Source organism: Gordonia sp. DT218 (genome assembly GCF_049847105.1).
Classification (GTDB): domain Bacteria; phylum Actinomycetota; class Actinomycetes; order Mycobacteriales; family Mycobacteriaceae; genus Gordonia.
The window spans coordinates 440,640-464,711 of sequence record NZ_JBNCNS010000001.1 but is presented as its reverse complement, the minus strand read 5'-3'; the positions used below and the strand labels follow the sequence as shown (position 1 = coordinate 464,711).

At 67.1% G+C, this 24,072-nt stretch carries 20 protein-coding genes; 10 read left to right on the top strand and 10 right to left on the bottom strand.

Annotation, left to right across the window (positions count from 1 at the left end; translation table 11 throughout):
* Window positions 1–136 precede the first annotated feature (136 nt).
* From ACPXCG_RS02155 to ACPXCG_RS02140, 4 genes are all read right to left on the bottom strand, one after another.
* Window positions 137–1,306, bottom strand: coding sequence for an aminodeoxychorismate synthase component I (locus tag ACPXCG_RS02155; RefSeq protein ID WP_425788652.1), 1,170 nt, complete (start codon window positions 1,304–1,306; stop codon window positions 137–139).
* The gene (gene metG, locus ACPXCG_RS02150) at window positions 1,303–2,883 is read right to left on the bottom strand and encodes a methionine--tRNA ligase (RefSeq protein WP_425788650.1); all 1,581 of its coding nucleotides are present in this window, start codon (window positions 2,881–2,883) and stop codon (window positions 1,303–1,305) included. Before metG ends, ACPXCG_RS02155 begins: the two co-directional genes overlap by 4 nt.
* 153 nt (window positions 2,884–3,036) lie before the next feature.
* Window positions 3,037–5,388, bottom strand: coding sequence for a glycoside hydrolase family 65 protein (locus ACPXCG_RS02145; RefSeq protein ID WP_425788648.1), 2,352 nt, complete (start codon window positions 5,386–5,388; stop codon window positions 3,037–3,039).
* On the bottom strand, window positions 5,385–6,095 hold the full coding sequence (locus ACPXCG_RS02140; RefSeq protein WP_425788646.1) for an HAD family hydrolase: 711 nt from the start codon (window positions 6,093–6,095) through the stop codon (window positions 5,385–5,387). The genes ACPXCG_RS02145 and ACPXCG_RS02140 overlap by 4 nt, the downstream gene beginning before the upstream one ends.
* Before the next feature lie 135 nt (window positions 6,096–6,230).
* On the opposite strand from ACPXCG_RS02140, the gene ACPXCG_RS02135 reads away from it, so the two are divergent.
* The 5 genes from ACPXCG_RS02135 to ACPXCG_RS02115 all read left to right on the top strand — a co-directional run bounded on the left by ACPXCG_RS02135 (window position 6,231) and on the right by ACPXCG_RS02115 (window position 11,204).
* Window positions 6,231–7,103: a PhzF family phenazine biosynthesis protein gene (locus ACPXCG_RS02135; protein ID WP_425788644.1), complete on the top strand. Its 873-nt coding sequence runs from the start codon at window positions 6,231–6,233 to the stop codon at window positions 7,101–7,103.
* Window positions 7,100–8,017 (top strand): TatD family hydrolase, encoded by a 918-nt coding sequence (locus ACPXCG_RS02130; RefSeq protein ID WP_425788642.1) that lies wholly within the window; start codon window positions 7,100–7,102, stop codon window positions 8,015–8,017. The genes ACPXCG_RS02135 and ACPXCG_RS02130 overlap by 4 nt, the downstream gene beginning before the upstream one ends.
* A 123-nt stretch (window positions 8,018–8,140) precedes the next feature.
* On the top strand, window positions 8,141–9,271 hold the full coding sequence (locus ACPXCG_RS02125; protein WP_425788641.1) for a transglycosylase family protein: 1,131 nt from the start codon (window positions 8,141–8,143) through the stop codon (window positions 9,269–9,271).
* A complete protein-coding gene (gene rsmA, locus ACPXCG_RS02120) occupies window positions 9,226–10,125 on the top strand; it encodes a 16S rRNA (adenine(1518)-N(6)/adenine(1519)-N(6))-dimethyltransferase RsmA (RefSeq protein ID WP_425788639.1) in 900 nt (299 codons plus the stop codon). Before ACPXCG_RS02125 ends, rsmA begins: the two co-directional genes overlap by 46 nt.
* A 143-nt stretch (window positions 10,126–10,268) precedes the next feature.
* Window positions 10,269–11,204 (top strand): 4-(cytidine 5'-diphospho)-2-C-methyl-D-erythritol kinase, encoded by a 936-nt coding sequence (locus ACPXCG_RS02115; RefSeq protein WP_425788638.1) that lies wholly within the window; start codon window positions 10,269–10,271, stop codon window positions 11,202–11,204.
* Window positions 11,205–11,237: 33 nt separating this feature from the next.
* Here the strand turns inward: ACPXCG_RS02115 and ACPXCG_RS02110 are convergent, their stop codons facing one another.
* Window positions 11,238–11,957 carry a glycoside hydrolase family 25 protein gene (locus ACPXCG_RS02110; RefSeq protein ID WP_425788636.1) on the bottom strand — a complete coding sequence of 240 codons (720 nt, stop codon included), beginning with the start codon at window positions 11,955–11,957 and terminating at the stop codon, window positions 11,238–11,240.
* 102 nt (window positions 11,958–12,059) lie between these two features.
* On the opposite strand from ACPXCG_RS02110, the gene ACPXCG_RS02105 reads away from it, so the two are divergent.
* The 3 genes from ACPXCG_RS02105 to ACPXCG_RS02095 all read left to right on the top strand — a co-directional run bounded on the left by ACPXCG_RS02105 (window position 12,060) and on the right by ACPXCG_RS02095 (window position 17,103).
* Window positions 12,060–13,220 carry a lipase family protein gene (locus ACPXCG_RS02105; RefSeq protein WP_425788634.1) on the top strand — a complete coding sequence of 387 codons (1,161 nt, stop codon included), beginning with the start codon at window positions 12,060–12,062 and terminating at the stop codon, window positions 13,218–13,220.
* 1,289 nt (window positions 13,221–14,509) lie between these two features.
* The gene (locus ACPXCG_RS02100; RefSeq protein ID WP_425788633.1) at window positions 14,510–16,315 is read left to right on the top strand and encodes an ATP-binding cassette domain-containing protein; all 1,806 of its coding nucleotides are present in this window, start codon (window positions 14,510–14,512) and stop codon (window positions 16,313–16,315) included.
* Window positions 16,315–17,103 carry an aldose 1-epimerase gene (locus tag ACPXCG_RS02095; protein WP_425788631.1) on the top strand — a complete coding sequence of 263 codons (789 nt, stop codon included), beginning with the start codon at window positions 16,315–16,317 and terminating at the stop codon, window positions 17,101–17,103. The genes ACPXCG_RS02100 and ACPXCG_RS02095 overlap by 1 nt, the downstream gene beginning before the upstream one ends.
* A gap of 11 nt (window positions 17,104–17,114) precedes the next feature.
* On the opposite strand, the gene galK is transcribed toward ACPXCG_RS02095, so the two are convergent.
* The 3 genes from galK to ACPXCG_RS02080 are packed head-to-tail and all read right to left on the bottom strand — an operon-like array spanning window position 17,115 to window position 20,136.
* Window positions 17,115–18,197 carry a galactokinase gene (gene galK / locus ACPXCG_RS02090; RefSeq protein ID WP_425788629.1) on the bottom strand — a complete coding sequence of 361 codons (1,083 nt, stop codon included), beginning with the start codon at window positions 18,195–18,197 and terminating at the stop codon, window positions 17,115–17,117.
* The gene (galT, locus tag ACPXCG_RS02085; protein WP_425788627.1) at window positions 18,194–19,345 is read right to left on the bottom strand and encodes a galactose-1-phosphate uridylyltransferase; all 1,152 of its coding nucleotides are present in this window, start codon (window positions 19,343–19,345) and stop codon (window positions 18,194–18,196) included. The genes galK and galT overlap by 4 nt, the downstream gene beginning before the upstream one ends.
* Window positions 19,342–20,136 carry a DeoR/GlpR family DNA-binding transcription regulator gene (locus ACPXCG_RS02080; RefSeq protein ID WP_425788625.1) on the bottom strand — a complete coding sequence of 265 codons (795 nt, stop codon included), beginning with the start codon at window positions 20,134–20,136 and terminating at the stop codon, window positions 19,342–19,344. The genes galT and ACPXCG_RS02080 overlap by 4 nt, the downstream gene beginning before the upstream one ends.
* 167 nt (window positions 20,137–20,303) lie before the next feature.
* On the opposite strand from ACPXCG_RS02080, the gene ACPXCG_RS02075 reads away from it, so the two are divergent.
* Both ACPXCG_RS02075 and ACPXCG_RS02070 read left to right on the top strand, forming a co-directional pair.
* The gene (locus tag ACPXCG_RS02075) at window positions 20,304–21,962 is read left to right on the top strand and encodes a sodium:solute symporter family protein (protein ID WP_425790441.1); all 1,659 of its coding nucleotides are present in this window, start codon (window positions 20,304–20,306) and stop codon (window positions 21,960–21,962) included.
* Window positions 21,963–21,986: 24 nt separating this feature from the next.
* Window positions 21,987–22,250, top strand: coding sequence for a hypothetical protein (locus ACPXCG_RS02070; protein ID WP_425788623.1), 264 nt, complete (start codon window positions 21,987–21,989; stop codon window positions 22,248–22,250).
* A gap of 57 nt (window positions 22,251–22,307) precedes the next feature.
* Here the strand turns inward: ACPXCG_RS02070 and ACPXCG_RS02065 are convergent, their stop codons facing one another.
* A complete protein-coding gene (locus tag ACPXCG_RS02065; RefSeq protein WP_425790439.1) occupies window positions 22,308–23,150 on the bottom strand; it encodes an SGNH/GDSL hydrolase family protein in 843 nt (280 codons plus the stop codon).
* Window positions 23,151–23,308: 158 nt separating this feature from the next.
* Window positions 23,309–24,043, bottom strand: coding sequence for an alpha/beta fold hydrolase (locus ACPXCG_RS02060; RefSeq protein WP_425788621.1), 735 nt, complete (start codon window positions 24,041–24,043; stop codon window positions 23,309–23,311).
* Window positions 24,044–24,072: the final 29 nt, after the last annotated feature.

Here is a 24,072-nt window from a genome sequence, read left to right as displayed (position 1 = left end):
GACATGCGGAAGGGGGTCGGCCGTGCCTTTTGCCGATGTTCAGGACTATGCGTCAAGCGGTGCTCAATTCACGACGAGCGGGCGCGTCGCTGCGTCGAACGGTCATCGTCCGGCGTCATCTGGGCACGATCGCGGCTCAGCGACCGGTCGGGGTCGCACCGACGATGCTCGCCGCCTTGTCCAGGCATTCCTGCCATTCGAGGGCCGGATCCGAATCGATGGTGATCCCACCGCCCACCCCGAGGGTGGCCGTACCGTCCGGCGTCATCGCGACGGTACGGATCGCCACGCTGAGGTCGAGGCCGTGCCCCGGCCCGGCCATGCCGATCGCGCCGCAGTAGACGCCTCGTGGTGACGGCTCCCAATCCGCGAGCAGTTCGGCCGCGCGGATCTTCGGCGTGCCGGTGACCGACGCGGGCGGGAACATCGCACGCAACAACTCGTTGGTCCCGACCGCGGGATCGACGATGGCCTCCACCCGCGACACCAGGTGCCACACCCCCGGGGCCGGTACCACCGAGAGCAGATCGGCCACCCGCACCGTGCCGGTGACGGCGAGACGGCCGAGGTCGTTGCGCACTAGGTCGACGATCATCACGTTTTCTGCGACGTCCTTCGCCGAGGCCGACAACGACTCGGGCACCGCATCGGCCGGTACCGTCCCCTTGATCGGCGACGACGAGACGAGGTTGCCGGTCCGACGTAGGAATGTCTCCGGCGAGAAGCTGGCCACGGTACCCCAATCACCGTGTAGATAGGCGGATTTCGCCGGCATCGTCGTGCTGGTGATCGACGCGAAGAACTCCAATGGGTCGCCCTCGACGGTCCCGGTGAAGCGGGTACACACGCACGCTTGGTAGACCTCGCCGGAGCGGATCGCCTCGAGACACCGGTCGATCGCCGCGAGATGGGATTCCGACTGTGGCGGGATCCAGTTCGCCGACCACCGGTGTTCGACGGTATCGGTGGGCTCGCTCAGCGCTCGTTCGATCCATGGGGCACAGGCGCTTCCGTGGACGCTCTCGTGACGCCAACGGCCGTCGCGGAGAATCAGTACCTCGTCGGTCAGCCCGCCGACCGCGATTGGCAGCGGCGACTCGGTGGCGTGGACCGGAAATCCCAGATAGCCGAACCAGAACAGGTCGGGGTCGTCGGGCGGGGCGAATCCCGGTCGGAGGCCGATCGACGGCGCGATGACGGCGTCCGCGTCCCACCAGTCGCCGATCAGGGCGGCCGGCGGCGGCAGTCCGGCCGCACGCGTGTGCGCGTGCAGCGCACGCAGGACATCGAGCGCCGGAGTCGTCACGCCTCGTAGCGGGGGAAGATCGGCGTGGGCTTCGGCAACGAGATGCCGGCGACGAGAGGGTCACCGACGGCGGTGAACTGGCGATTGTCGGGATCGACGGCGAGCAGATCGAGCAGCCGATTCGTCGACTCGGGCATCACCGGCTGGGCCAGCAGCGCAACGGTGCGGACCACCTCGGCGCACACATAGAGCACGGTCGCGGTGCGGTCGAGATCGGTCTTGGCCAGCTTCCACGGCTCCTGAGAGGAGATGTAGCGGTTGGTGTCGGCGAGAACCGACCACATCGCCTCGATGCCGAGATGGATCGCCTGGACGTCGAACTGATCCCGCACCCGGGGCAGCAAACCCGCCGCCTTCTCGAGCAGCGCGGTGTCTTCGGCGGTGTACGTGCCGGCGGCCGGGACCGCACCGTCGAAGTACTTGCCGATCATCGACAGACTGCGCTGTGCCAGGTTTCCGAACTCGTTGGCGAGGTCGGCGTTGATCCGGCTGACGATCGCGTCTGTCGAGTACGACCCGTCCTGGCCGTAGGAGACCTCGCGCAGGAAGAAGTAGCGCACCGGATCGAGCCCGTACTCGTCGATCAGATTGTCCGGGTCGACCACGTTGCCGACCGATTTGCTCATCTTCTCGCCCTTGTTGAAAAGGAAGCCGTGGGCGAACACGCGTTTGGGCAGTTCGATACCGGCGCTCATGAGGAAGGCCGGCCAGTAGACGCAGTGGAACCGGATGATGTCCTTGCCGATGATGTGCAGGTCGGCAGGCCAATACCGGTCGAATGTCGCAGCGTCGTCGGGGAAGCCCACGCCCGTCAGGTAGTTGGTGAGGGCATCGACCCAGACGTACATGACGTGGTCGGGATGACCGGGCACCGGTACGCCCCAGTCGAAGGTGGTGCGCGAGATCGACAGGTCGTTCAGCCCACCCTTGACGAAGCTGACGACCTCGTTGCGCCGCACATCCGGACCCACGTACTCGGGGTGGCTCTCGTACAGCTCGAGCAGCTTGTCCTGATACGCGGACAGCCGGAAGAAGTAGGTCTGCTCTTCGGTCCAGGTCAGTACATGGCCGCTGTCGGCCGCGACGCGATTGCCGCTGTCGTCGATGGTGGTGTCGGCCTCGGTGTAGAAGGTCTCATCGCGGACGTCGTACCAGCCGGAGTATGTGTCCAGGTAGATGTCCCCGGCATCGGACATGCGCTGCCAGATGGCCTCGGAGGCGCGCTGGTGATCGGTGTCGCTCGTCCGGATGAATCGATCGAAGCTGGACCCGAGCCGCTCCTGCAGCTCTTGGAAGCGATCGGAATTGCGCTTGGCAAGGTCCGCGGTCGGGATGCCTTCGGCCTCCGCCGTCTGCTGCATCTTCTGCCCGTGGACGTCGGTGCCGGTGAGGAATCGGACGTCGTAGCCGTCGAGACGTTTGAACCGGGCCAGCGCGTCGGTCGAGATGTACTCGTAGGCGTGCCCGATGTGCGGAGCGCCGTTGGGGTATGCGATGGCGGTCGTGATGTAGCACGGTTCGCCTGCGCCGTGCGAGGCGTCAACAGCGGATTCGGTGCGCGTCGGATCGTCGGTCATGGTGTCGCCAGAATACGTGGGTTGGCTCGCACTCCGCTGTCCGCCCCGGCTGCTGGTCACCCCATCTGTGGGTTGTCACCTTCGCCTACGCAAAGGTGGCAACCGGCAGATGAGGTGGCTGCGTCACGCCGGCGGTGGTGAGCCGGGCGCCGGTCACTCCACGCGGCGGTAGGGCTCGCATCCCGGAGGCGCCTTGGGTGCCTCACGCTTGTCGAGTTCCAGGATCGGCTTGCTGACCGGGGCCGCGTCGAGGGTGAACTTCTCCCCGTGGTGAGCGAGATCGATCGGCGGACCGGACAACAACCGGTAGGTCGCGGTCTCGCGGTCGATGGCCACCACGATCTTCGATTCACGCACTGTCATCCGGAACGAGAGGTAGGTGAGCCGGTTGGGCAGTCGCGGCGCAAAGGTGATCTGGCCGCCGAAATCGCGCATTCCGCCGAACCCGGCGACGCAGTCCGTCCAGGCGCCTGCCAGTGCGGCGATGTGTAGGCCGCTCGAGACGTTGTTGTGCAGATCATGCAGGTCGGTGAACACCGACTCGCACATCAGGTCGTAGGACAGATCGAGGTAGCCGACCTCGGCCGCGACCACCGCTTCACAGCAGGCCGACAGCGACGAGTCGCGCACCGTCAGCGGGTAGTAGTAGTCGAAGTTGCGGATCTTCTGCTCCGGGGTGAACGACGACCCGAAGTTGTACATGGCGAAGACCAGGTCGGCCTGTTTCACCACCTGCTTGCGGTATAGGTCGTAGTACGGATAGTTCAGCAGCAGTGGGTATTTGCCCACCGACGACTCGAAGTCCCACGCGCCGAGGAGGGTGAATGACTCGCACTGCTGGTGCACCCCGAGGTCCTTGTCGAACGGGATCGACATGTCGTCGGCGCAGGATTCCCAGTGAGCGGCCTCGGCGACGGTCACCCCGAGTTCCCGCGCCACGTCGGGCCGCCGGTGCACGGCGGCCACTGCGTCCCGAAGGTTCTGCTGCGCAGCGAGATTGGTGAACACGTTGTTGTTCACCACGGCGGTGTACTCATCCGGTCCGGTCACGCCGTCGATGCGGAACTTCCCGTTCACGTCATGATGACCGAGGCCCGCGAACAGGCGGGCGGTCTCCACCAGCAGTTCGACGCCGCACTCGGCCTCGAACTGTTCGTCGTTGGTGGCACGCAGGTAGCGGCTGGTGGCGTTGGCGATGTCGGCGCTGACGTGCACCCCGGCGGTGCCGGCCGGCCAGTACCCCGAACACTCGTCGCCGTTGATGGAGCGCCAGGGGAACATCGCGCCACGCTGCCCGAGTTCGGCCGCCCGGCTCTTGGCCTTGTCCATCGTGGCGTGGCGCCATCGGAGCTCTTCACCGGCCGCGGCCGGTGCCGTGTAGGTGAGCATCGGAAGGATGAAACTCTCGGTGTCCCAGAAGGTGTGGCCGTCGTAGCCGGGACCGGTGAGACCCTTGGCGGGAATCGCGCGGGACTGTCCGCGCGCGCCTGCCTGCAACACGTGGAACAGCGCGAACCGCACCGCCTGCTGCAGTTCGGGATCGCCGTCGAGCTCCACATCGGCGTCGCGCCAGAAGTCCTCGAGATAGTTGATCTGATCGGCCTTCAGTGCGTCCCAACCGGTTTCCATCGCCATCGCGAGTGCGGCGTCGACCTGAGCACGCAGCGCGGGCACGGATCGGCGCGCCGACCAGCCGTAGCCCATGAATTTGGTCAGCGACACCTTGGTGCCCTGTGGCACGTTCGCGGCGACGGTCAGCCGTGCCAGGTCGGAGTCGGCACGGATGAAGGCGTCGGCCTTGTCGGGGAAGTCGATCTCGTGGTCCATCCCGGCCGCCACGTGCAGGCCCGACCGCTTGGTGTGATGGACGAGCATGCCCCAGTAGTTGCGGCAGGCGGAGAGATCGGAGACGAGTGGCTGGTCGAGCGCGGCCGCCAGACGCGGATCGTTGCCCGGCGCCGGGACGGGTTCGTTCGCGAGCAGATCCGACTGCAGCACGAGCTTCATGTCCTCACCGATCGGTTCCACCTCGTAGTGGATGGCGGCGATGGTGCGCTTGGTGAACGACACCAGCCGTTCCGACCGGATGCGGACGGTGCGACCCGTCGGGGAGGTCCACAGGGTGTTCCGCCGGAGGGTGCCGGTGCGGAAATCGAGGATGCGCTCATGCTCCTCGGTGCGGCCGTAGCGCAGATCCATCGGCTCGTCCTCGACGAGCAGGCGGATGATCTTGCCGTCGGTCACGTTCACCACGGTCTGCCCGGATTCCGGGTAGCCGTAACCACTTTCGGCATAGGGCAGGCCGCGTAGCTCGTAGAAGCCGTTGAGGTACGTGCCGGGATGGTCGACGGGTTCGCCCTCCTCGAACGTCCCACGCAGACCGATGTGCCCGTTCGACAGCGCGAACAGTGTCTCGGTGCGCCCGAGGACGTCGACGTCGATGCCCCGCCAGCGCAGCTGCCACGGGTGGACGTCGAAACCGTGTTCCATCGCACCCGGGTTCATGCCGGGAGCAATTCGTCGAGATCGTTGACGACGACGTCGGCACCGGCCGCCCGCATCGCGTCGGCCTGTCCGCCACCGACCCGATCGATGGCGACCACGTAGCCGAACTGTCCGGCCACCGCGGCCTCCACACCCGAGATGGCGTCCTCGAAGACCACCGCCTCGGCGGGTGGCACACCCATCAGTTCGGCGCCCAGAAGGAATGAATCGGGCGCCGGTTTACCCGGCAATCCCCGTGATGCGGTTTCGAGTCCGTCCACCCGCACCTCCACGAATTCGCTGAGGTCTGCGGCATCCAGCACGGCTGCTCCATTCTTCGATGACGTGACGACGGCAATGCGTAATCCGGCCTGCCGCGCCGCTTTCAGATAGCGCACCGACCCAGGGTAGGGATCGACCCCGTCGCGCTGCAGCGTCGCGGTGAAGAGTTCGTTCTTGCCCTCGCCGATGGCGGCCAGCGTCTCGGCGGAGACGTCGTCGATCTGCCGTGAGTGCAGGAAGGTCCGCACACCGTCCTCACGTCGGCGACCGTCGACGTAGTCGAGGTAGTCCTGCTCGGTGAATTCGTCGAAACCGTCGGGATCCTGCTCGGACAGGAACGCGTCGAACGCCTGTTTCCACGCATTGCGGTGCAGGACGGCAGTGGACGTCAACACTCCGTCGAGGTCGAACAGCGCGACCGTCATGACATCTGGCAATCCCAACACGGTTGGAACGCTACCTGTCCGAGCGGTGACTGGCGCGCCATGCGAGAGGTTCGTGTGTCGGCCGAGGACGTCTGCGCGGTCCGGCTCGGCCTAAACTCGGTTGGCCCCTGCGGGACTCGCCGCCAAGATGGACTGATGACCCGTCGATTCGCCCAAGTGGATGTGTTCTCGTCGATCCCCGTCGCAGGTAACCCGGTTGCCGTCGTGGTGGACTCCGATGGCCTGACCGACGAGCAGATGGCCGCCTTCGCGCGGTGGACCAATTTGTCGGAGACCACCTTCTTGTTGCCGCCGCAGAGCTCCGACGCCGACTACCGGCTGCGGATCTTCACTCCGGCCGGCGAGCTGCCGTTCGCCGGACACCCGACGCTCGGCTCGGCGCACGCCTGGCTGGAATCGGGTGGGAGCCCGGCGGGCGACCTGATCGTCCAGGAGTGCGGTGTCGGCCTGGTCCCGATCCGCCGGGAGAAGGTCGGACCCGACGACGCCGGGGCCGAGGACGCCCGCCTCGCCTTCGCGGCGCCGCCACTGCGTCGGTCCGGACCGGTGGACGCCGACCTGGTCGCCGAGGTGACCGCGGCGCTCGGGCTCGAGCCCTCCGACGTCGTCGACGCGCAGTGGGTCGCCAATGGTCCCGAGTGGATGGCGCTGATGCTGACCTCCGGGCAGCGGGTCGTCGAGGTCGAGCCGGACCTGGTCGCGCTCGGGACGCACGAGGTCGGTCTGGTCGGGCCCCACGCCGACGGCCTGCCCGACGAACCGGAGGTGGACTTCGAGGTCCGCGCCTTTGCTCCGGGCTTCGGGATCGACGAGGACCCGGTGACCGGCAGTCTCAACGCCGGGATCGCCGTCTGGCTGCGGCGTGACGGTCTCGCCCCAGCGTCCTACGTCGCCGCGCAGGGGACCGCGCTCGGCCGATCCGGACGTGTGCACGTCACCGACGACGGGACCGACATCTGGGTGGGGGGTGCGACCACCACGGTCATCGCTGGCACAGTGGTGCTGTGAGTCAGACGCCAGCGACCGGCGAGGCCGGGACGGTAGCCGACGGGAAGGCCGAGACCGAGAGCAACAAGGCGGCGCGCAAGCGTCGACGACGGGAGCCGCCGCCCGACCCGACGCCGTTGCCGGGCCTCGTCGACGCCCACACGCATCTCGCGGCCTGCGGCGGGCGTGACCCCGATGCCGTCCGCGCGATCCTGGACCACGCCGAGAGTGTCGGCGTGCACCAGGTGGTGACCGTGGCCGATGACATGATCGACGCCCGCTGGGCGCTTGATGCCGCGCACTGGGATGACCGGGCGTTTGCGGCGGTGGCATTACATCCCACGCATGCGGCCGAGCTCGACGACGACGCGAAGGCCGAGCTGGAACAGATGGTCGCCGACCCGCGGGTCGTCGCAGTGGGGGAGACCGGCCTGGACTACTACTGGCCCGGCAAATCCGAATCGTGCGCGAGCCCGACCGAACAGGCCGAGGCCTTCCGCTGGCACATCGATCTGGCGAAGCGGATCGGCAAGCCGTTGATGATCCACAACCGCGAGGCCGACCGCGATCTGCTGGACATCCTGGCCGCCGAGGGTGCCCCCGAGTCCGTGATCATGCACTGCTTCTCCGGTGACCTGAATGTTGCATTGGAATGTGTCGACCGTGGCTTCATACTCAGCTTCGCCGGCACGGTGAGTTTTGCGAATGCCGAGGAATTGCGCGCCGCGGCCGAGATCGTGCCCGACGCTCAGATCCTGGTGGAGACGGATGCGCCCTTCCTGACGCCGCATCCCTACCGTGGCCAGCCAAATCAGTCGTATTGCCTGCCGTACACGGCGCGCGCGCTGGCGCGGGTGCGCGGCGTCGACGACGCGGCGATGGCCCGGATCCTCGGTGCGAACGCGCGCCGAGTGTATGGGCTGCCTTTGCAGTAATAGCCCCTGTTCGTTATCGTATTGTGATCCCGCTGCCTAGGGCAGCGATTTCGAACGGGTGGGCCAGGGGGTCCGGGGGTTTGAGTCGCTGGTGGAGCGAGGACGCAGTTGTCCCCGACCAGGATGTTTATCTTGTCTGTTCTCGCGCGTATCAATCATTCACAGTCCACTCGTGCCCGCGTCGCCGTTGGCGCAGTGCTGGCCACGCTCACCGCGGGTGGTGTCATGGGCATCGCCATGCACAAGGACGTGAAGATCAACGTCGACGGGCAAGTGAAGAACGTCTCGACGATGTCGATGTCGGTGGACTCGGTGCTGCGTTCGCAGGGCTATGACCCCGCCTCCGGCGACCACGTCGCCCCCGCCCTCGGCTCCGGGGTCAGCGATGGGCAGACCATCACGCTCAACCGGAAGAAGACCGTCACCCTCGAGGTGGACGGGGCGCGCAAGGAGATCCAGACAACCGCTTCCAGTGTTCCGCAGTTGCTCGCCGCTCAGGGGTTGTCCGCGGGTTCCAACGACACCAATTTCCCGCGGGCGGGCGCGCTGCCCGTCGACGGCGGTGTCATCGACGTCACCATGCCCAAGCGGGTCAGCCTCACCGACGGCTCGGTCAGCTACAAGCCCGTCGTGGCCGCGAAGACCGTCGGCGACCTCCTCGCTGAGACCGGGAAGCCGCTCGCCGGCGACGACAAGGTCGTCCCGGCCGCCGACACGCCGGTCACGCCGAACATGAAGATCAAGGTCACCCGTATCCGCACGATGGATTCCACTGTGACCGAGCACGTCGCGCCGCCGGAGGTCAAGAAAGAGGACCCGACGCTGGTCCGCGACAAGAAGGTGGTCCTGAAGCCAGGAAAGCCGGGCGAGCAGAAGGTCACCTACAAGCTCACCATGGTCAACGGCAAGGTGGTCAAGCGCGACAAGGTGGACGCCGAGGTCCTCACCGCTCCGCTCGCCGCCACCGTCAAGATCGGGACCAAGGAAGGCCCCCCGGACGTGCCGGTCGGCTCCGTGTGGGATCAGCTCGCGCAGTGCGAGGCCACCGGCAACTGGGCGATCAACAGCGGCAACGGTTTCTACGGCGGCGTGCAGTTCGACCAGAACACCTGGGCGCGGTGGGGTGGCCTCGAGTACGCGCCACGCGCCGACCTGGCGACCCGTGAAGAGCAGATCGCCGTCGCGTCGAAGACCCAGGCCGCGCAGGGATGGGGCGCCTGGCCGTCCTGCTCCTCGAAGCTGGGCCTGAACTGACCGACGACGCGCCGCGACTACTCGGGCCTGCGCAGATCCGTCGGCTCGCCGCCGAACTCGACATCCGGCCCACCAAGACACTGGGCCAGAATTTCGTCCACGACGCGAACACGGTGCGCCGGATCGTCGCGGAGTCGGGCGTCGGCGCCGACGACATCGTCCTGGAGGTCGGTCCCGGTCTGGGATCGTTGACGCTGGCACTGCTCGGCACCGCGGGCTGCGTGATCGCGGTCGAGATAGACCCGACGCTGGCCGGTAGGCTGCCCGCCACCATCGAGGAGTACGCACCCGGGCAGGCGGAATCCTTCGAAGTGATCACCGCCGACGCGATGTCGGTCGTCCGAGACGACCTGCCGGCCGCCCCGACGGCGCTCGTCGCCAATCTGCCCTACAACGTCGCGGTGCCGGTGCTGTTGCACCTGCTCGCCGAATTCCCCAGTATCGCAACAGCTTTGGTGATGGTTCAGGCCGAAGTCGCGGATCGCCTGGCCGCCGGCCCGGGTGGCCGAGTGTACGGGGTCCCGAGCGTCAAGGCGCGGTACTACGGCACGGTGGCCCGCGCCGGTGCGGTCGGACGCAACGTGTTCTGGCCCGAGCCCAAGGTCGAGTCCGGCCTGGTACGCATCGAGCGCACCGACGCCCACGCCGACGATGCGATGATCCGCACAAAGGTGTTCGCAGTCATCGATGCCGCCTTCGCGCAGCGCCGCAAAACGCTGCGATCGGCGCTGGCGACCTGGGCGGGCAGTGCGCCCGAGGCCGAACGCCGCCTGCGGGCGGCCGGGATCGACCCCGGCCTGCGTGGCGAACGGCTCGATGTGGACGACTTCGTCCGGCTCGCGTCGACCGACTGACCCGGCGACCCCCGATCTCGCCGACAGCAACCCGTATCCCGCCGACAGCAACCCGTATCTCGCAGACAGCAACCCGGGTCTGGCCGAGAGCATCACGAGTCGCGTCCACCCGACTGCTCGCGCGTCCATTAGGCTCGATACCTGTGTCTCGAGCCTCGTTGTCGGTGGTGTCCGACGCGGTCACCGTGCGTGTACCGGCCAAGGTGAATCTGTACCTCGGCGTGGGCCCACTCCGCGACGACGGCTACCACGACCTCGTCACCGTCTTCCAGGCATTGTCGCTCTACGACGACGTGCGGCTGAGTCCGGCCACCGAACTCCGTGTCGCCACCACCGGCGAAGGCGCCACCGACGTACCGGCCGACGGCACCAACCTCGCCGCGTTGGCGGTCACGGAGGTGGCGCGGCGGGTCGGCCGGACGCCGAAGGTCGCCATCGACGTGACGAAGCGGATTCCGGTCGCCGGCGGGATGGCCGGCGGTAGTGCCGACGCGGCGGGTGCCCTGGTCGGCGCCGACAAGCTATGGGGTCTCGAACTCGCGCGTCCGGAATTGTCGGATATCGCGGCCGGATTGGGCAGCGACGTACCGTTCGCCCTCCACGGCGGCACGGCGCTCGGTACCGGTCGCGGTGAGCAACTGATGCCGATCCTGGCGCGCGGTCAGTTTCACTGGGTGCTCGCGATGTCGAAGTCGGGGTTGTCGACGCCGGCGGTCTACCGGGAGCTGGATCGGTTGCGGGAGAACCGGTCTGATTCCGACATCGTCGTCGAGCGTCCGGATGAGCTGATGGCGGCGTTGACGTCCGGCGATCCGAGCGTGGTCGCGCCGTTGCTCCGCAACGACCTTCAGCCGGCGGCGCTGAGTCTGCAACCGGCCCTCCGTCGTACTCTGCGCGCGGGCGTCGATGCCGGCGCACTCAACGGGATCGTCTCTGGGTCCGGACCAACGTGCGTGTTCCTCTGCGCGGACGAGGCGTCGGCGGTCGACGTCGCCGCCGAACTGTCGGGGGCCGGGGTCGCACGCGCCGTGCGGACGGCCAACGGCCCGGTGCCCGGTGCGCGGGTCGTCACCGAGTAGTTGCACCGGCAGGTCGCCCGTCGACCGATCGGGTCAGCTCCCGAAGACGTTGATCGCGTTGCCGTACGCGCGTAGCGACGCAACGGAACCGTTGTACCGGTTGAGGTCGACTCGGGTCGGCACACCGGGTAGCCAACCGGAGTCGGTGAACTGCCAGAACCTCCAGGTCCGCCAGCCACCCCGCGGCATCTCGGGGGCACCGCGCCCGTTGTACGACGCGATCCAGAGCGGGTGGTCGGAAAACTCGCGGGTGGCGCCCATCGCCGTGTTCCAGAATCGCGGGTACGTGTAGAGGATCGTCTTTCGACCGGTCAGGGGTTCGAGGACGGCGAAAAACTCCCTGACCCAGGCGGCGAGCGCACGAGGACCGAGACCGCCGGAATGTTCGAGATCGAGTACCGGCGGGAGGTCGAGGATACCGTTCTGGCCGAGCACGACCGTTGCGTAGAACACCGCCTGTTGCGCCGCGGAACGGGTTGGGTCCGCATAGTGATACGTCCCCCGGACCAGGCCCGCGGCCCGCATCGCCAGGCTGTCCTGGACGAAGTACGGGTTGACGTACCAGGTGGACTCGGTCGCCTTCACCATCGCCAGCTGTTGACCCGACGCACGGACCGCGAACCAGTTGATGGATGCGCCACCCGGATGCTGATGGCTGGAGACGTCGGGGCCGACCTGCGGGGCCCCGACTGCCACCGGGGCCGAACCCATCGCGCCGGCGAGACCGACGGCGCCGGCGATGATGGTGGTCATGATCGATCGTCGAAGGATCACGGCTTCACGCTAGGGGAGATGCACCGACCTCGCAGTCCGATTGGGCACTTCGATCGTGATCGGATGGGTAATGTCCCAGTCGTGCGAGCACACAAGAGGGCCGGTGGGACGCTGGTGGCGGTGGTCACAGTGGTCTCGATCGTCGCGACGATCGTCGTCGGAGCAGCGTCGGCCGCGCCCGCCCCGGGTGCGCGGATCGGTTCGGTGATGCGGGATTCCGTGCTGCCGTCGGCGCAGTTGCCGACGGGTGCGGTACGCGGACACCGGCTGTTGTACGTCACGCGCGATCAGCGTGGGAAGCCGGTCACCAGCACCGGCGCCCTGTATCTCCCCACCGGGCGTCCGCCTGCCGGAGGGTGGCCCGTCTTCTCCTGGGCGCACGGCACCAGCGGTATCTCCGACAGTTGCTCGCCCAGCTTGTCGTCGGGAGCGCGGCGCGACACGCTGGAGCCGACGATCAAAAAAGCTCTGCGATCGGGCTATGCGGTGACCGCCACGGACTATCCCGGTGTCGGTAGCGGGGGCGTCGCGGAGTATCTCGGCGGCCGCGCCGAGGGGTACTCGGTGATCGACATGATCCGTGCCTCTCGGACGGTGGATCCGTCGGTGTCGCGGCGATGGGTGTCGAGCGGCCATTCGCAGGGTGGACACTCGGCGCTCTGGGCCGCGCAGCTGGCACCGCGGTATGCGCCGGAACTGCCGTTGTTCGGCACCGTCGCCTTCGCGCCGGCATCGAACATCGAACACGTGGTACCGCTGATGGCGCCGGGGGTCGGCGACCTCGGGAGGTTCAACGCCTTCAGCGGACTGATCCTCTATATCCTGTCCGGACTCGATCACGCACGACCCGATCTGCACGTCACGGGTTACCTGACGCCGACGGGCCGGACGTGGCTGGGCCGGGCCCGGCAGATGTGTGTCGGCGAACTCGGCACGGCACTTGCCGGTGTCCCGCCAGGCGCCTTGGTGGCCAAGCCGTTCACCGATCCGAAGTTCACGGCTGCGCTCGCCGACTATCTGGCGGTGCCATCCGGTGGCTACCGCACTCCTGTCCGGATCGAGCACGGTCTGTCCGACACCACCGTCCCGTTTCCGCTCAGTCTCGCGTTGACGTCGCAGATGCGTTCGGCCGGAACGGATGTGACACTCATCCCGTATCCTGGCGTCAACCACATGCAGGTGGTGACGGCAGGTCTCCCGGATGCGTTCCGGACGATCGACGGATACTTCGGCCGGTCATAGCCGAGGCTCTCCCACTCATCGATCGGGCACGAACCCCCGCCGATCGTGCGCAGTTTCGCGTCGACCGGGCACACCTTGACGTCGATCGGGCGCCGCCCGCGAGTTCCCGCCGATCGTGCGCACCTTGTCGGCCATCGTGCACAGTTTCGCTCCGATCGTGCGCTCGACCCGTCAGAAATACGCCCCACGCGATCGGAGTGCTCTCTCGATCTCGTTGATGACGCTCCAGGGCCTGGTCCGTAGGCGTTCGGCATCGATCCTGATGATGATCCACCCGAGTTCCCGGAGTCTGGCATCGCGTGCCTCATCGTGAGCACGCTGCGCCGGGGATGAGTGAAGTCCTCACCATCGAACTCGATGCCGATCTTGGGTACCCGGTAGCCGAGGTCCAAGCGTGCGAAGACATATTCGTTCTCGTCCGCCACCTCGATCTGGGTTTCGGGAGCGGGGAGGTCGGCCCGGATGATGACCAGACGGACCCAGCTCTCGGGTGGCGACTCCGCCTTGCCGTCGATCAGCGGGATCAGTCCCCGTAGTTGGCGGATGCCGCGTCGGCCATCGCGGCCGTCGGCATAAGCGGCGAGTTCGTCCAGCGAGAAGCCGGTCGCCCGGGCGAGGTCGTCGAGATGACCGAGCGCTCGCCAGTCGGGGCGGATTCGGCCCAGGTCGAACGCGGTGCGGACCGGTGACGTGACCGCAATGTCATCGATCGTGATGATGTCGGGCGGCTCGAGGTCGGTTCGATGAACGCGGCTGCCCCGGCCCCGTCTGCCCGATCCGGACGGGTGTCGGACGAGCTCGACGACGAAATCCTTTTCGTACCAGCGACTTCCGTGCATGATCGCTGCCGCGATACCGCCGACGACGGGACTTCCTTCTGCGCTCAGGGCGGTCATCCGGATGCGCTCACATGCCGTGAGGATCGCGGTTCTCTCCAGGTAGTGGTCACCCTGCAGGTGGGTGAACGCGGCGTCGAAGTGCTCCGCCGACATCCCGCTGCGTTCGAGCGCGGCCTGGCGGCGTAGTAGGCGCTTGTCTTCGCGGGTGATCTGTTGCTGCATAGATCTTCGACGCAGCGCACGCCGGATCGGTTGCATCCTTCCGGGCGAAGCCCGGAACCTGTGGATTCTGCGCACGATCGACGCAATTCTGCGCACGATGGGCGGGGTTCTGCGCCCGCTCGGCGGGCGGGAGCGGGGGCGAGGGCACGCACTCGAGGTGACCGCTCGAGGTGGCCGCTCGAGGTGGCAGCGAGGGGTGGCCGACGACCCGTTGCTAGGGTCTACAGAGTGGCACCTTCGAACCCGTCTGCGCTGATCAACGCGGACCGCATCAGCAAGAGTTTCGGCATCAAGCCCTTGCTCGAATCCGTGTCCCTCGGGGTTCACGAAGGCCAGCGGATCGGTGTCGTCGGCCTCAACGGCGGCGGTAAGACGACGCTGCTGGAGATCCTCGGTGGCATCACCGAACCCGACGGCGGACGTATCTCGCGCGCCGGCGGCATCCGGGTCGCGACGGTCACGCAGCGCGGCGAACTGCCCGCCGGCGCCACCGTCGCGGAAGTGGTGGTAGGGGGACCCGAGGTGGCCGTCCACGAGTGGGCGGGGGACCCGCGGGTCCGGGGCATCCTCAACGGCATCGGCGTCGACGGCCTCCTCGACAAACGCGTCGACGAACTCTCCGGCGGCCAGCGTCGACGAGTGGGTCTGGCCACCGCGCTCGTCTCCGACGCCGACCTGCTGATCCTCGACGAGCCCACCAACCATCTCGACGTCGAGGGCGTGCAGTGGCTGGCCGACCACTTGGTCGCCCGCCGGAGCGCGCTGATCGTCGTCACACACGACCGGTGGTTCCTGGACACGGTCGCGACCCGCACCTGGGAGGTCCACTCCGGCCGCGTCGACGAGTACGAGGGTGGTTACAACGACTGGATCTTCGCCCGCGCCGAACGCTCCCGGCTGGCGGACACGATGGAGGAGCGACGCCGCAACTTGGCTCGCAAAGAACTGGCCTGGCTGCGTCGCGGCCCGCCGGCCCGGACCTCCAAGCCTCGCTACCGGATCGAGGCCGCCGAGAAGCTGATCGCCGACGTCCCGCCGCCGCGCGACAGCGTATCGCTGTCCGCCTTCGCCAAACGACGCCTCGGCCGGGTTGTCGTGGAACTCGAGGACGCGCGGGTGGCCACGCCGGCCGGCGATGTGCTGCTCGACGATCTCACCTGGCGGTTGACACCCGGTGAACGCATCGGCCTCGTCGGGGTCAACGGTTCAGGCAAGACGACCCTGCTGCGCGCGCTAGCGGGGGAGATCGACGTCGCCCCGGGTAAGCGCAAGGAGGGCACGACGGTCTCGATCGGCTGGCTGCGCCAGGAGCTCGACGACCTCGACGAGGATCAGCGGGTGCTGGACGCCGTGGAGGCGGTGGCATCGCGGATCGTGCTGGGGGACAAGGAGATCTCCGCGAGTCAGCTGGCCGAACGGCTCGGCTTCACCCCTGCACGCCAGCGCACGCCGGTCGGGGACCTGTCCGGTGGTGAACGGCGGCGGCTGCAGATGACATGCGTGCTGATGGCCGAACCCAATGTGCTACTCCTCGACGAGCCGACCAACGACCTCGACATCGACACCCTGCAGCAACTCGAGGATCTCCTCGACGGCTGGGCGGGCACGCTGGTGGTGATCAGTCACGACCGCTACCTGATCGAACGGATCTGCGACAGCACGTGGGCGCTGTTCGGCGATGGGAAGTTGACCAATCTGCCGGGCGGCATCGAGCAATATCTACGACGACGACTCGAGATCACCTCCGCCGCACCGCGTCGCACGTCCACGTCGAACGCTTCGAGTGCGGCGACGGCCTCGACCGCCCCCGCGATCAGTGCGTCCGAACATCGGGATGCACGAAAGGCGATGAACCGGCTGGAACGCCAGATCCAACAGCTGGACACGCGAGAGAGTCGCCTGCACGACCAATTGCTCGATGCGGCAACCGATCCCGACAGGCTCATGGAACTCAACGCGGAACTGAAAGACGTCGTGGAGGCCAAGGAGACCGCGGAGACGGAGTGGCTCGAGGTCGCCGAAAAGGTCGAGTGATGGACGCCGACGGAGACGTCTTGTTACGCACACCCGGCGCCGAAGTGCGGGTGAACCCACAAGGTGGCCGACTCACCTCCCTGCGCATCGCGGACGTCGAGCTCCTGCAGCAGGGCGAACCCTACGGATGCTTCCCGATGGTCCCGTGGTGCGGCCGCATGCGGAACGGCATCCTCGACTTCGACGGCAGGCGTCATCAATTCGAGCTCAATGATCCGCCGCATGCGCTCCACGGGCTCGCACGCGACCACCGGTGGGAGACCGACGCGGTGGGCGAAGACCAGGCGACACTGACTCGGCGCCTGGACCCGCACTGGCCGTTCGACGGCACGGTCACCCAGGATTTCGCTCTCGCCCCGGGGGAATTGACGATGCGGTTACGGGTCTCGTCCGCAGCTGCGCCCTTTCCAGCACAGGCGGGTTGGCACCCGTGGTTCCGTCGTCACCCGATGTCCGGCGAGTCCGCCCCTCTCGCAGTGGAGTTCGCGCCCTCCTGGCAGGAAGAACGTGGTCCCGACCACCTTCCGACCGGCACCCGGCTGGCGCCGCTGCCGCCACCCTGGGACGACTGTTTCGGTATGCCCTCGGGCGCCGACGTCACCCTGGACTGGCCCGATCTGCTGCGACTGCGGATACGCAGCGACGCGGAATGGGTGGTGATCTTCGACCATCGGCCGTTCGCGATCTGTGTGGAACCGCAGTCCGGGCCGCCCGACGGCCTGAACACGATGCCACGTGTCGTGGCGCCCGGACGCGACCTGGTGGTCACCACTCGCTGGACGTGGTGAGAAGCTCTGCGTCAGAGCAGGTGTGCACCACGACCCGGTCGCACCCGGCGAACCGTCGAGGTGGGATATCCGGCGTCCGAGATCGCCTGGGGCAGGTCGGCGCAGATCCGGTCCGCGGCGTCGGCGGGGGCCAACGCGATCACCGACCCGCCGAATCCACCGCCCGTCATCCGCGCGCCATGTGCACCGAACTGCTGCGCGGTGGCCGCGATGAGGTCGATGTGCGGAGTCGTGATCTCGAAGTCGTCGCGCATCGAGTCGTGTGAGGCGTTCATGAGTTCGCCGATCTTCGCGAAGTCGGCATCGTGCAGTGCCGCGGTGGCCGCCAGGACTCGTGCGTTCTCGGTCAGGATATGCCGGGCGCGAACCCGGTTGGTGCCGTCCGGCAGCTGATTCCATGCGTCGGTGTCGGCCTCGCGCAGCGATGGGACACCGAGTTCGGCGGCGGCGGCCTCGCACGACGCGCGTCGCGCCGCATACTCGCCGGCGGCGTGTCGGTGGGGCGCGTGGGAGTCGATCACCAGCAGTTGTGCGGAATCGTCGACCGGCATCGGGACCGGCTCCACCTCGAGGGACCGGAAGTCGATGAGCAGGGCGGTGTCCTGCTGCCCGAACAGGCTCGACAGCTGGTCGAGCAGACCGGTCGGTGCTCCCACGTAGTCGTTCTCCGCCTGCTGTGCGACCCGGGCGAGCTCGTGTCGGGAGAGATTCAGGTCGGTGGTGATTGCCAGCAGCACTGCACATTCGAGCGCTGCGGACGACGACAGTCCGGCCCCGACCGGAACCGTGGACTCGATGTGGAGGCGTCCACCGGGCACATCGTGACCGGCGGTCCGGAGTGCCCACAGGCAACCGGCGATGTATGCGCCCCAACCGGATACGTCGCCGGGTCCGCTGGTGGGACTGATGGTGACGACGTCGGACTCGTCACTCGACTCTGCCACGATCGTTCCGTCGACGGTGTCGGGGGCGAAGTCCGCCGTGGTGCCCAGGTCCAGGGCGATCGGCAATGCGAATCCGAGGTTGTAGTCGGTGTGTTCGCCGATCAGGTTCACCCGCCCGGGGGCGTAACTCCGTATTCGTCTGTCGCTCATGTCATTGCCCCGCGCAGATCGGCGGCGACATCCTCGGGCGTCTTGTCGGTGACGAATGCGTCACGCCCCGACTCGGAACCGGCCAGGTACTTGAGCTTGTCGGCACTGCGACGCACGGAGAACAACTCGGCGTGGAGGTAGCCTTCGGCCGACTCCGCCCGGTATTGGTGCCACGACGCGATGTAGGGCAAGGGTCGGCCGTAGAGCGCGTCGTAGGCGCGCAGCACCTTGAGGTACACGCGTGCCAGATCGTCGGCCTCGTCGTCGGTGAGCTCGGAGAGTCGTCGGACATGTCGCAAGGGGTAGATGTGGACCTCGGCGGGCCAGCGGGCGGCGAACGGAACAAACGCCGCGGTGTGGTCGGTCCGTACGAGAATCCTTTCCCCGCCGTTCAATTCGCCGGAGAGGATCGACTCGAACAGGTCCGCCCCGGTCTGGGCGCGGTGTGTCGCCGCGGCGCGCAGCATGGTCTCGGTCCGGTGCGTGCGGAACGGATAGGCGTAGATCTGGCCGTGGGGATGCGTCAGGGTCACCCCGATCTCCTCGCCCCGGTTCTCGAAGCAGAAGACCTCTTCGACGCCGTCGCGCGCGAGCAGGTCGTCGGTGCGCTGGGACCAGGCGTCCACCACCAGCCGGGCACGCTCGGGCGTGAGTCCGGCGAACGAACCGTCGTGGTCGCTGGTGAAGCACACCACTTCACAGCGGCCGTGACCCGGCGCCTCGACCGTCAGATCGCCCGGCCGGTCCGGGAGCCGGAAACCGCTGCCGGCATGTGCCGCCGCCAACGAGGGGAAGCGATTCTCGAACACCACCACGTCGTAGTCGTCTGCGGGGATCTCACTGGAACGTCCGGAGGGATCCGGGCACAGCGGGCACATCCGTCGCGGCGGTTTGTAGGTCCGCTCCTGCCGCGCGGGAGCGATCATCACCCAGTCGCCGATCTGCGGGTCGCGTCGGACGCGGGTGGCCGAATCATCGGGGTGGGCAGGCAGATCGCGATGGTCGATGCCTGGCGCCGGCGGGTTCTCGGCGGTCGAGAAGAACAGGATCTGCCGGTCGTCGGCGAGGCTCGCCTCCTGCGGCGTCGGTAGTCGGCGCCCGGCGCCGTCCTGGTTCGCGGGATCTTCGGTCACGTCATCTGGGGTCATCGGGGTCTTCCTTCGGCGATGGTGAGCACGGTGACGTCCGCGAGTTCACTGCGTGCTGCGGCGGGCAGGCCGTCGTCGGTCACCAGTCGGTTGATGCGTCCGAACTCGGCGAAGAGGTGCGCGCCGATCTCGCCGTACTTGGTGTGGTCCGCGAGCACGACGGTCGACCGAGCCGTGGTCAGAAGCTTTCGATTGGTCTCGGCCTCACCGAGATTGGGGGTGGTGAACCCCGCGGACGGGTCGATGCCGTGGGTTCCGACAAAGGCCCGGTCGGTTCGGTAGTGCTCCAGCGCGGCGTTGGCGATCGGCCCGACGAGGGCATCCGACGGCGTGCGCTGTCCACCGGTGAGCTGGACACTCGCGGCGTCGAGATAGGAATCCGAGGGGTCGGTCAGCAACTCGAAGATCGACACCGAGTTCGTCACCACCGAGATGTCGCGGCCGCGGAGCAGTCGGGCCAGTTCCAGTGTGGTGGTACCTGCGCCGATCGCGACGGTCATGCCGTCCTCGATCAGCGGCAGCGCGGCCGCCGCGATGGCGCGCTTGGCATCCGGTTCGCGGGTCGCCTTGAGCGACGACGGTGGTTCGAGTCCTCGTCCGGTGAGGTCACCGTCCGTCCGGACTGCGCCACCGTGGACCTTGCTCAGCTCCCCGTCGCTCTCGAGGTGGTCGAGATCCCGTCGGATCGTCATCTCGGAAACGCCTAGCTCGGCGGCGAGATCGGTGACCCGCACCGCGCCTCGGGAGACCACGGCAGCCAACACGTGTCCCCGTCGCTCCGCTGCAAGCATGGCGAGATATTAGCAGGAACGCACTAAAACGAACATCTATTCACAATTGCGCACCAGGATGGTGTTATCTTCTGTTAGTTTCTGACAGTCATCGACATGCCGAGCGCAACAAGGGGGTTGCCGTGCACGTGGCATCCGACTCCATTCTCCGGTTGAACACCGGATGGATGGACTACGTCCTCATCGCCATCTACTTCGTTTTCGTTCTGGGGATCGGTTATCTCGCCCGCAGCCAGATCGCCACCAGCATGGACTTCTTCTTGTCCGGCCGACGATTGCCCGCCTGGGTGACCGGTATCGCGTTCGTCTCGGCGAACCTCGGTGCGGTCGAGATCATGGGCATGTCCGCCAACGGCGCCCAGATCGGCCTGGCGACCATGCACTACTACTGGATCGGCGCTGTGCCGGCGATGGTCTTCCTCGGCCTGGTGATGATGCCGTTCTACTACGGCTCCAAGGTCCGCAGCGTCCCCGAGTTCATGCGTCGCCGATTCGGGACCGGCGCACACCTGGTGAACGCGCTCAGCTTCGCCGTCGCCCAGGTGCTGATCGCCGGCGTCAACCTGTTCCTGCTGGCGACCGTCATCAACGCGGTACTCGGTTGGCCGCAATGGATCTCGCTCATCGTCGCGGCGGCCGTGGTGCTCACGTACACCGCGCTGGGCGGGTTGTCTGCGGCCATCTACAACGAGGTCCTGCAGTTCTTCGTGATTCTCGCCGCGCTGGTTCCGCTCACCGTCATCGGCCTGATCAAGGTCGGCGGCTGGAGCGGCCTGAAGGACAAGGTGATCGACACCCACGCGTCCGACGGAACGGTGACCGCCACGGTCCACGAGCAGTTGTCGTCGTGGCCGGGACAGGCCTTGAGCGGATTCTCCTCGCCGGTCTGGTCGGTCGTCGGCATCGTGTTCGGCCTGGGGTTCGTGTTGTCGTTCGGCTACTGGACGACCAACTTCGTCGAGGTACAGCGGGCCATGGCCTCCGACTCGATGTCGGCCGCGCGGCGTGCCCCGATCATCGGTGCCATCCCGAAGATGTTCATCCCGTTCGTGGTGGTCGTCCCCGGCATGATCTGCGCCGCGGCGATCGGCGACATGATCCACCTCAAGAACACCGGGTCGGGCAACGGGGTCACCTACAACGACGCCATGTTGCTCATGATGCGCGACATTCTGCCGAACGGATTGCTGGGCGTTGCGGTCGCGGGACTCATCGCATCGTTCATGGCAGGTATGGCGGCCAACGTCTCGGCTTTCAACACTGTCTTCAGCTACGACATCTGGCAGCAGTACGTGGTGAAGAACCGCGAGGACCACTACTACATCACGGTCGGACGGGTCGCGACGGTCGCCGCGGTGCTGCTTGCGATCGGAACGGCAACCATCGCCTCGGGCTACTCCAACCTGATGGACTACCTGCAGACGCTCTTCGGGTTCTTCAACGCGCCGCTGTTCGCGACGTTCATCCTCGGTATGTTCTGGAAACGGATGAGCCCGACCGCCGGTTGGGTGGGTCTCGTCAGCGGCACCTCGGCCGCGGTTGTGGTGTTCATCCTGCAGGAGACCGGCGTGATCGACCTGCCGGGGCAGGGGATGCCGTTCGTGGCCGCATCGATGGCGTTCATCGTCGACATCCTCGTCTCGGTGGTGGTCTCGTTGGTGACACGCCCGAAGCCCGAGTCCGAACTGAAGGGCTTCGTGTACTCGTTGACCGACAGAGCGACGCTGACCGGCGACGACAGCGCGACACCATGGATCGCGCGGCCGGTGCCGCTCGGCGCGGTGGTGATCGGCCTCGTCATCATCCTCAACATCGTCTTCCACTGACCGAGCAGACCAGGAGCGTTCACCATGAGCGACAAGAAGACCCGAACCTTCGCGCGGCTGTTCGACATCCGCAACATCGTCGGTGCCCTGATGGGGATCTACGGTGTCATCCTGCTGATCGCCGGACTGCTGCCATCGGCCGCGGAGGCCGGCGCGGCTTCCACCGAGCGCTCGTCCGATCCGATCGACATGTCGGTGGGCAGCGGCGCCAACCTCTGGGTGGGTGCGATATTGCTGGTGGTCGCCCTCATCTTCATCGGATGGGCGGCGTGGCGGCCACGATCGTGACCCAGGACAACTGACGGTCCGAGGTCGGGCCCGGCAAGCCGGGCCCGACCTCGGCGGTCATCGCCGGATCGCCCCGTTCACCATCGCCGCGATGGCGATGGCGCCGGCCTGGTTGATGTGGTACGGGTAGGCGATCCGGTTGGACATCGCACTCTCATACCAGGGGGTGATCACGTTGCACGGATCATGGCCGGCGGACAGCCGATTGGCATCCACGAAGGTGCCGTCGACCTTGACGGTCGCGCGGCGAAGCGCATCGCCCGCACGGTTGAAGACCTGATTCATCCACCGGACGTCGGGGTCACTGATGGGCACCATCGGCCAACAGCCGTGGTTGCCCATGAACCCGCCGATACCGACGACGATGATCTGGGCGCGGGGTGCCTGCCGGCGGATCGCGCGCAGTGCGGGGGTCACGCGATTCTCCATCCGGGCGATGCGCCAGCGGGCCTCACCGTTGAGCCTGGTGCGGCAGAACCGGTCGGTGAGCGGTGCTGTGGTGCACTTACCGACGAGCGCGCCCCAGCGCATGTCGTTGCCGCCGATGCTCACGCTCACCACCTGGGCGTCGCGTGGGACCATTCGTAACTGCGGTGGCTTGTAGCCGGCGTTCGTGCGTTGCCCGGCCGTGTACAGATTCGGCGCCTGGGCGCCCGCGCATGACGTGTCGACGAAGTTCCGGGGCAGCGTCATCAGCGCGACAATCGCCGGGTAATTGGCCGCCGAGCGTTTGCATCCGAGGAAATAGTCGGGTGTCGGGGTGAAGAAACCGCCGGACGCCCGGGAATCGCCCATCGCCACATAGGTCCCGTTGGTGTATCGGCTGGGTGTCGTATCCGGTGCGGCCTGGGCGGCTGGTGCCACCACCAGGCTTGTCAGAGCGACAACAGCCGCCGCCATGGAGATCAGGACTGCAGGACCACCACGAAATACCCGACGACTCACCAGCACACCTCACAACGACATTTGCTCTCTTCGATGCCCACCAACCGCAGGTCACCAGGGATTGTATGCGAGGTCACACAGATCGGGTGCGACAAGAGCAAACCTCGCAGCTCTCAGGCGGTCCGGATCGGATCACACCGTCGGGCGAAATCGTCGATCAGCGAGGCCGTCCGTTCCGGCTGGATCAGCGGGAACAGGTGGGCGGCGCGAGGGACGACCTGGAGTCGGGCGCGCTCCGAGACCGCGGTGAAACGCTGCTCGTGGATGCGGAACTGGTCCCAGCCCCCGTTGATGAACTCGATGGGTCCGGGGTATCGGGCGACCTCGGCGAGCGCGTCGAACCTCGACAGCTCGCCCACCACATCGCGGATCGAGTGAAGAGCCAGGCCACCTGCCTCCATGTCCTCGGCGACCCGCGTGCCGACCGCGACCCGGGTGAGGCCCTTGCTGATCACGGCGGCCTGGCGTGGCAGGAATCCGGTCGCCGCGCCGAATGCCCGGAACGGTGCGGCGAGAAGCCGACTCGGCTGCGTCGTCGCGCACATCGCGACCAGACCGGCGATCGCCGCCGGGTGCCGGCCGGCCGCAGCCATCGAGACGTACCCGCCCAGCGACATCCCGGCCACCACCGCCGGTTCCCCGACGTTCCGCACGGCGTCCAGTACTGCCGTGACGGCATCGTCGATCGTGAACGTATCGGCGGACCGGGTGCCGTGACCGGGCAGATCAGGGGTGATGACCGGTCGGTCGGTGATCCCGGCCGCGATCCGGTGGAGTGCGGCGCCACTGACCCGGAGGCCATGGACGAGGACGACAGGAACGGGCGACACCTCACGCGATGGGCTCATCGGAAGCCAGTATGCCCGCCGCCGGCCGC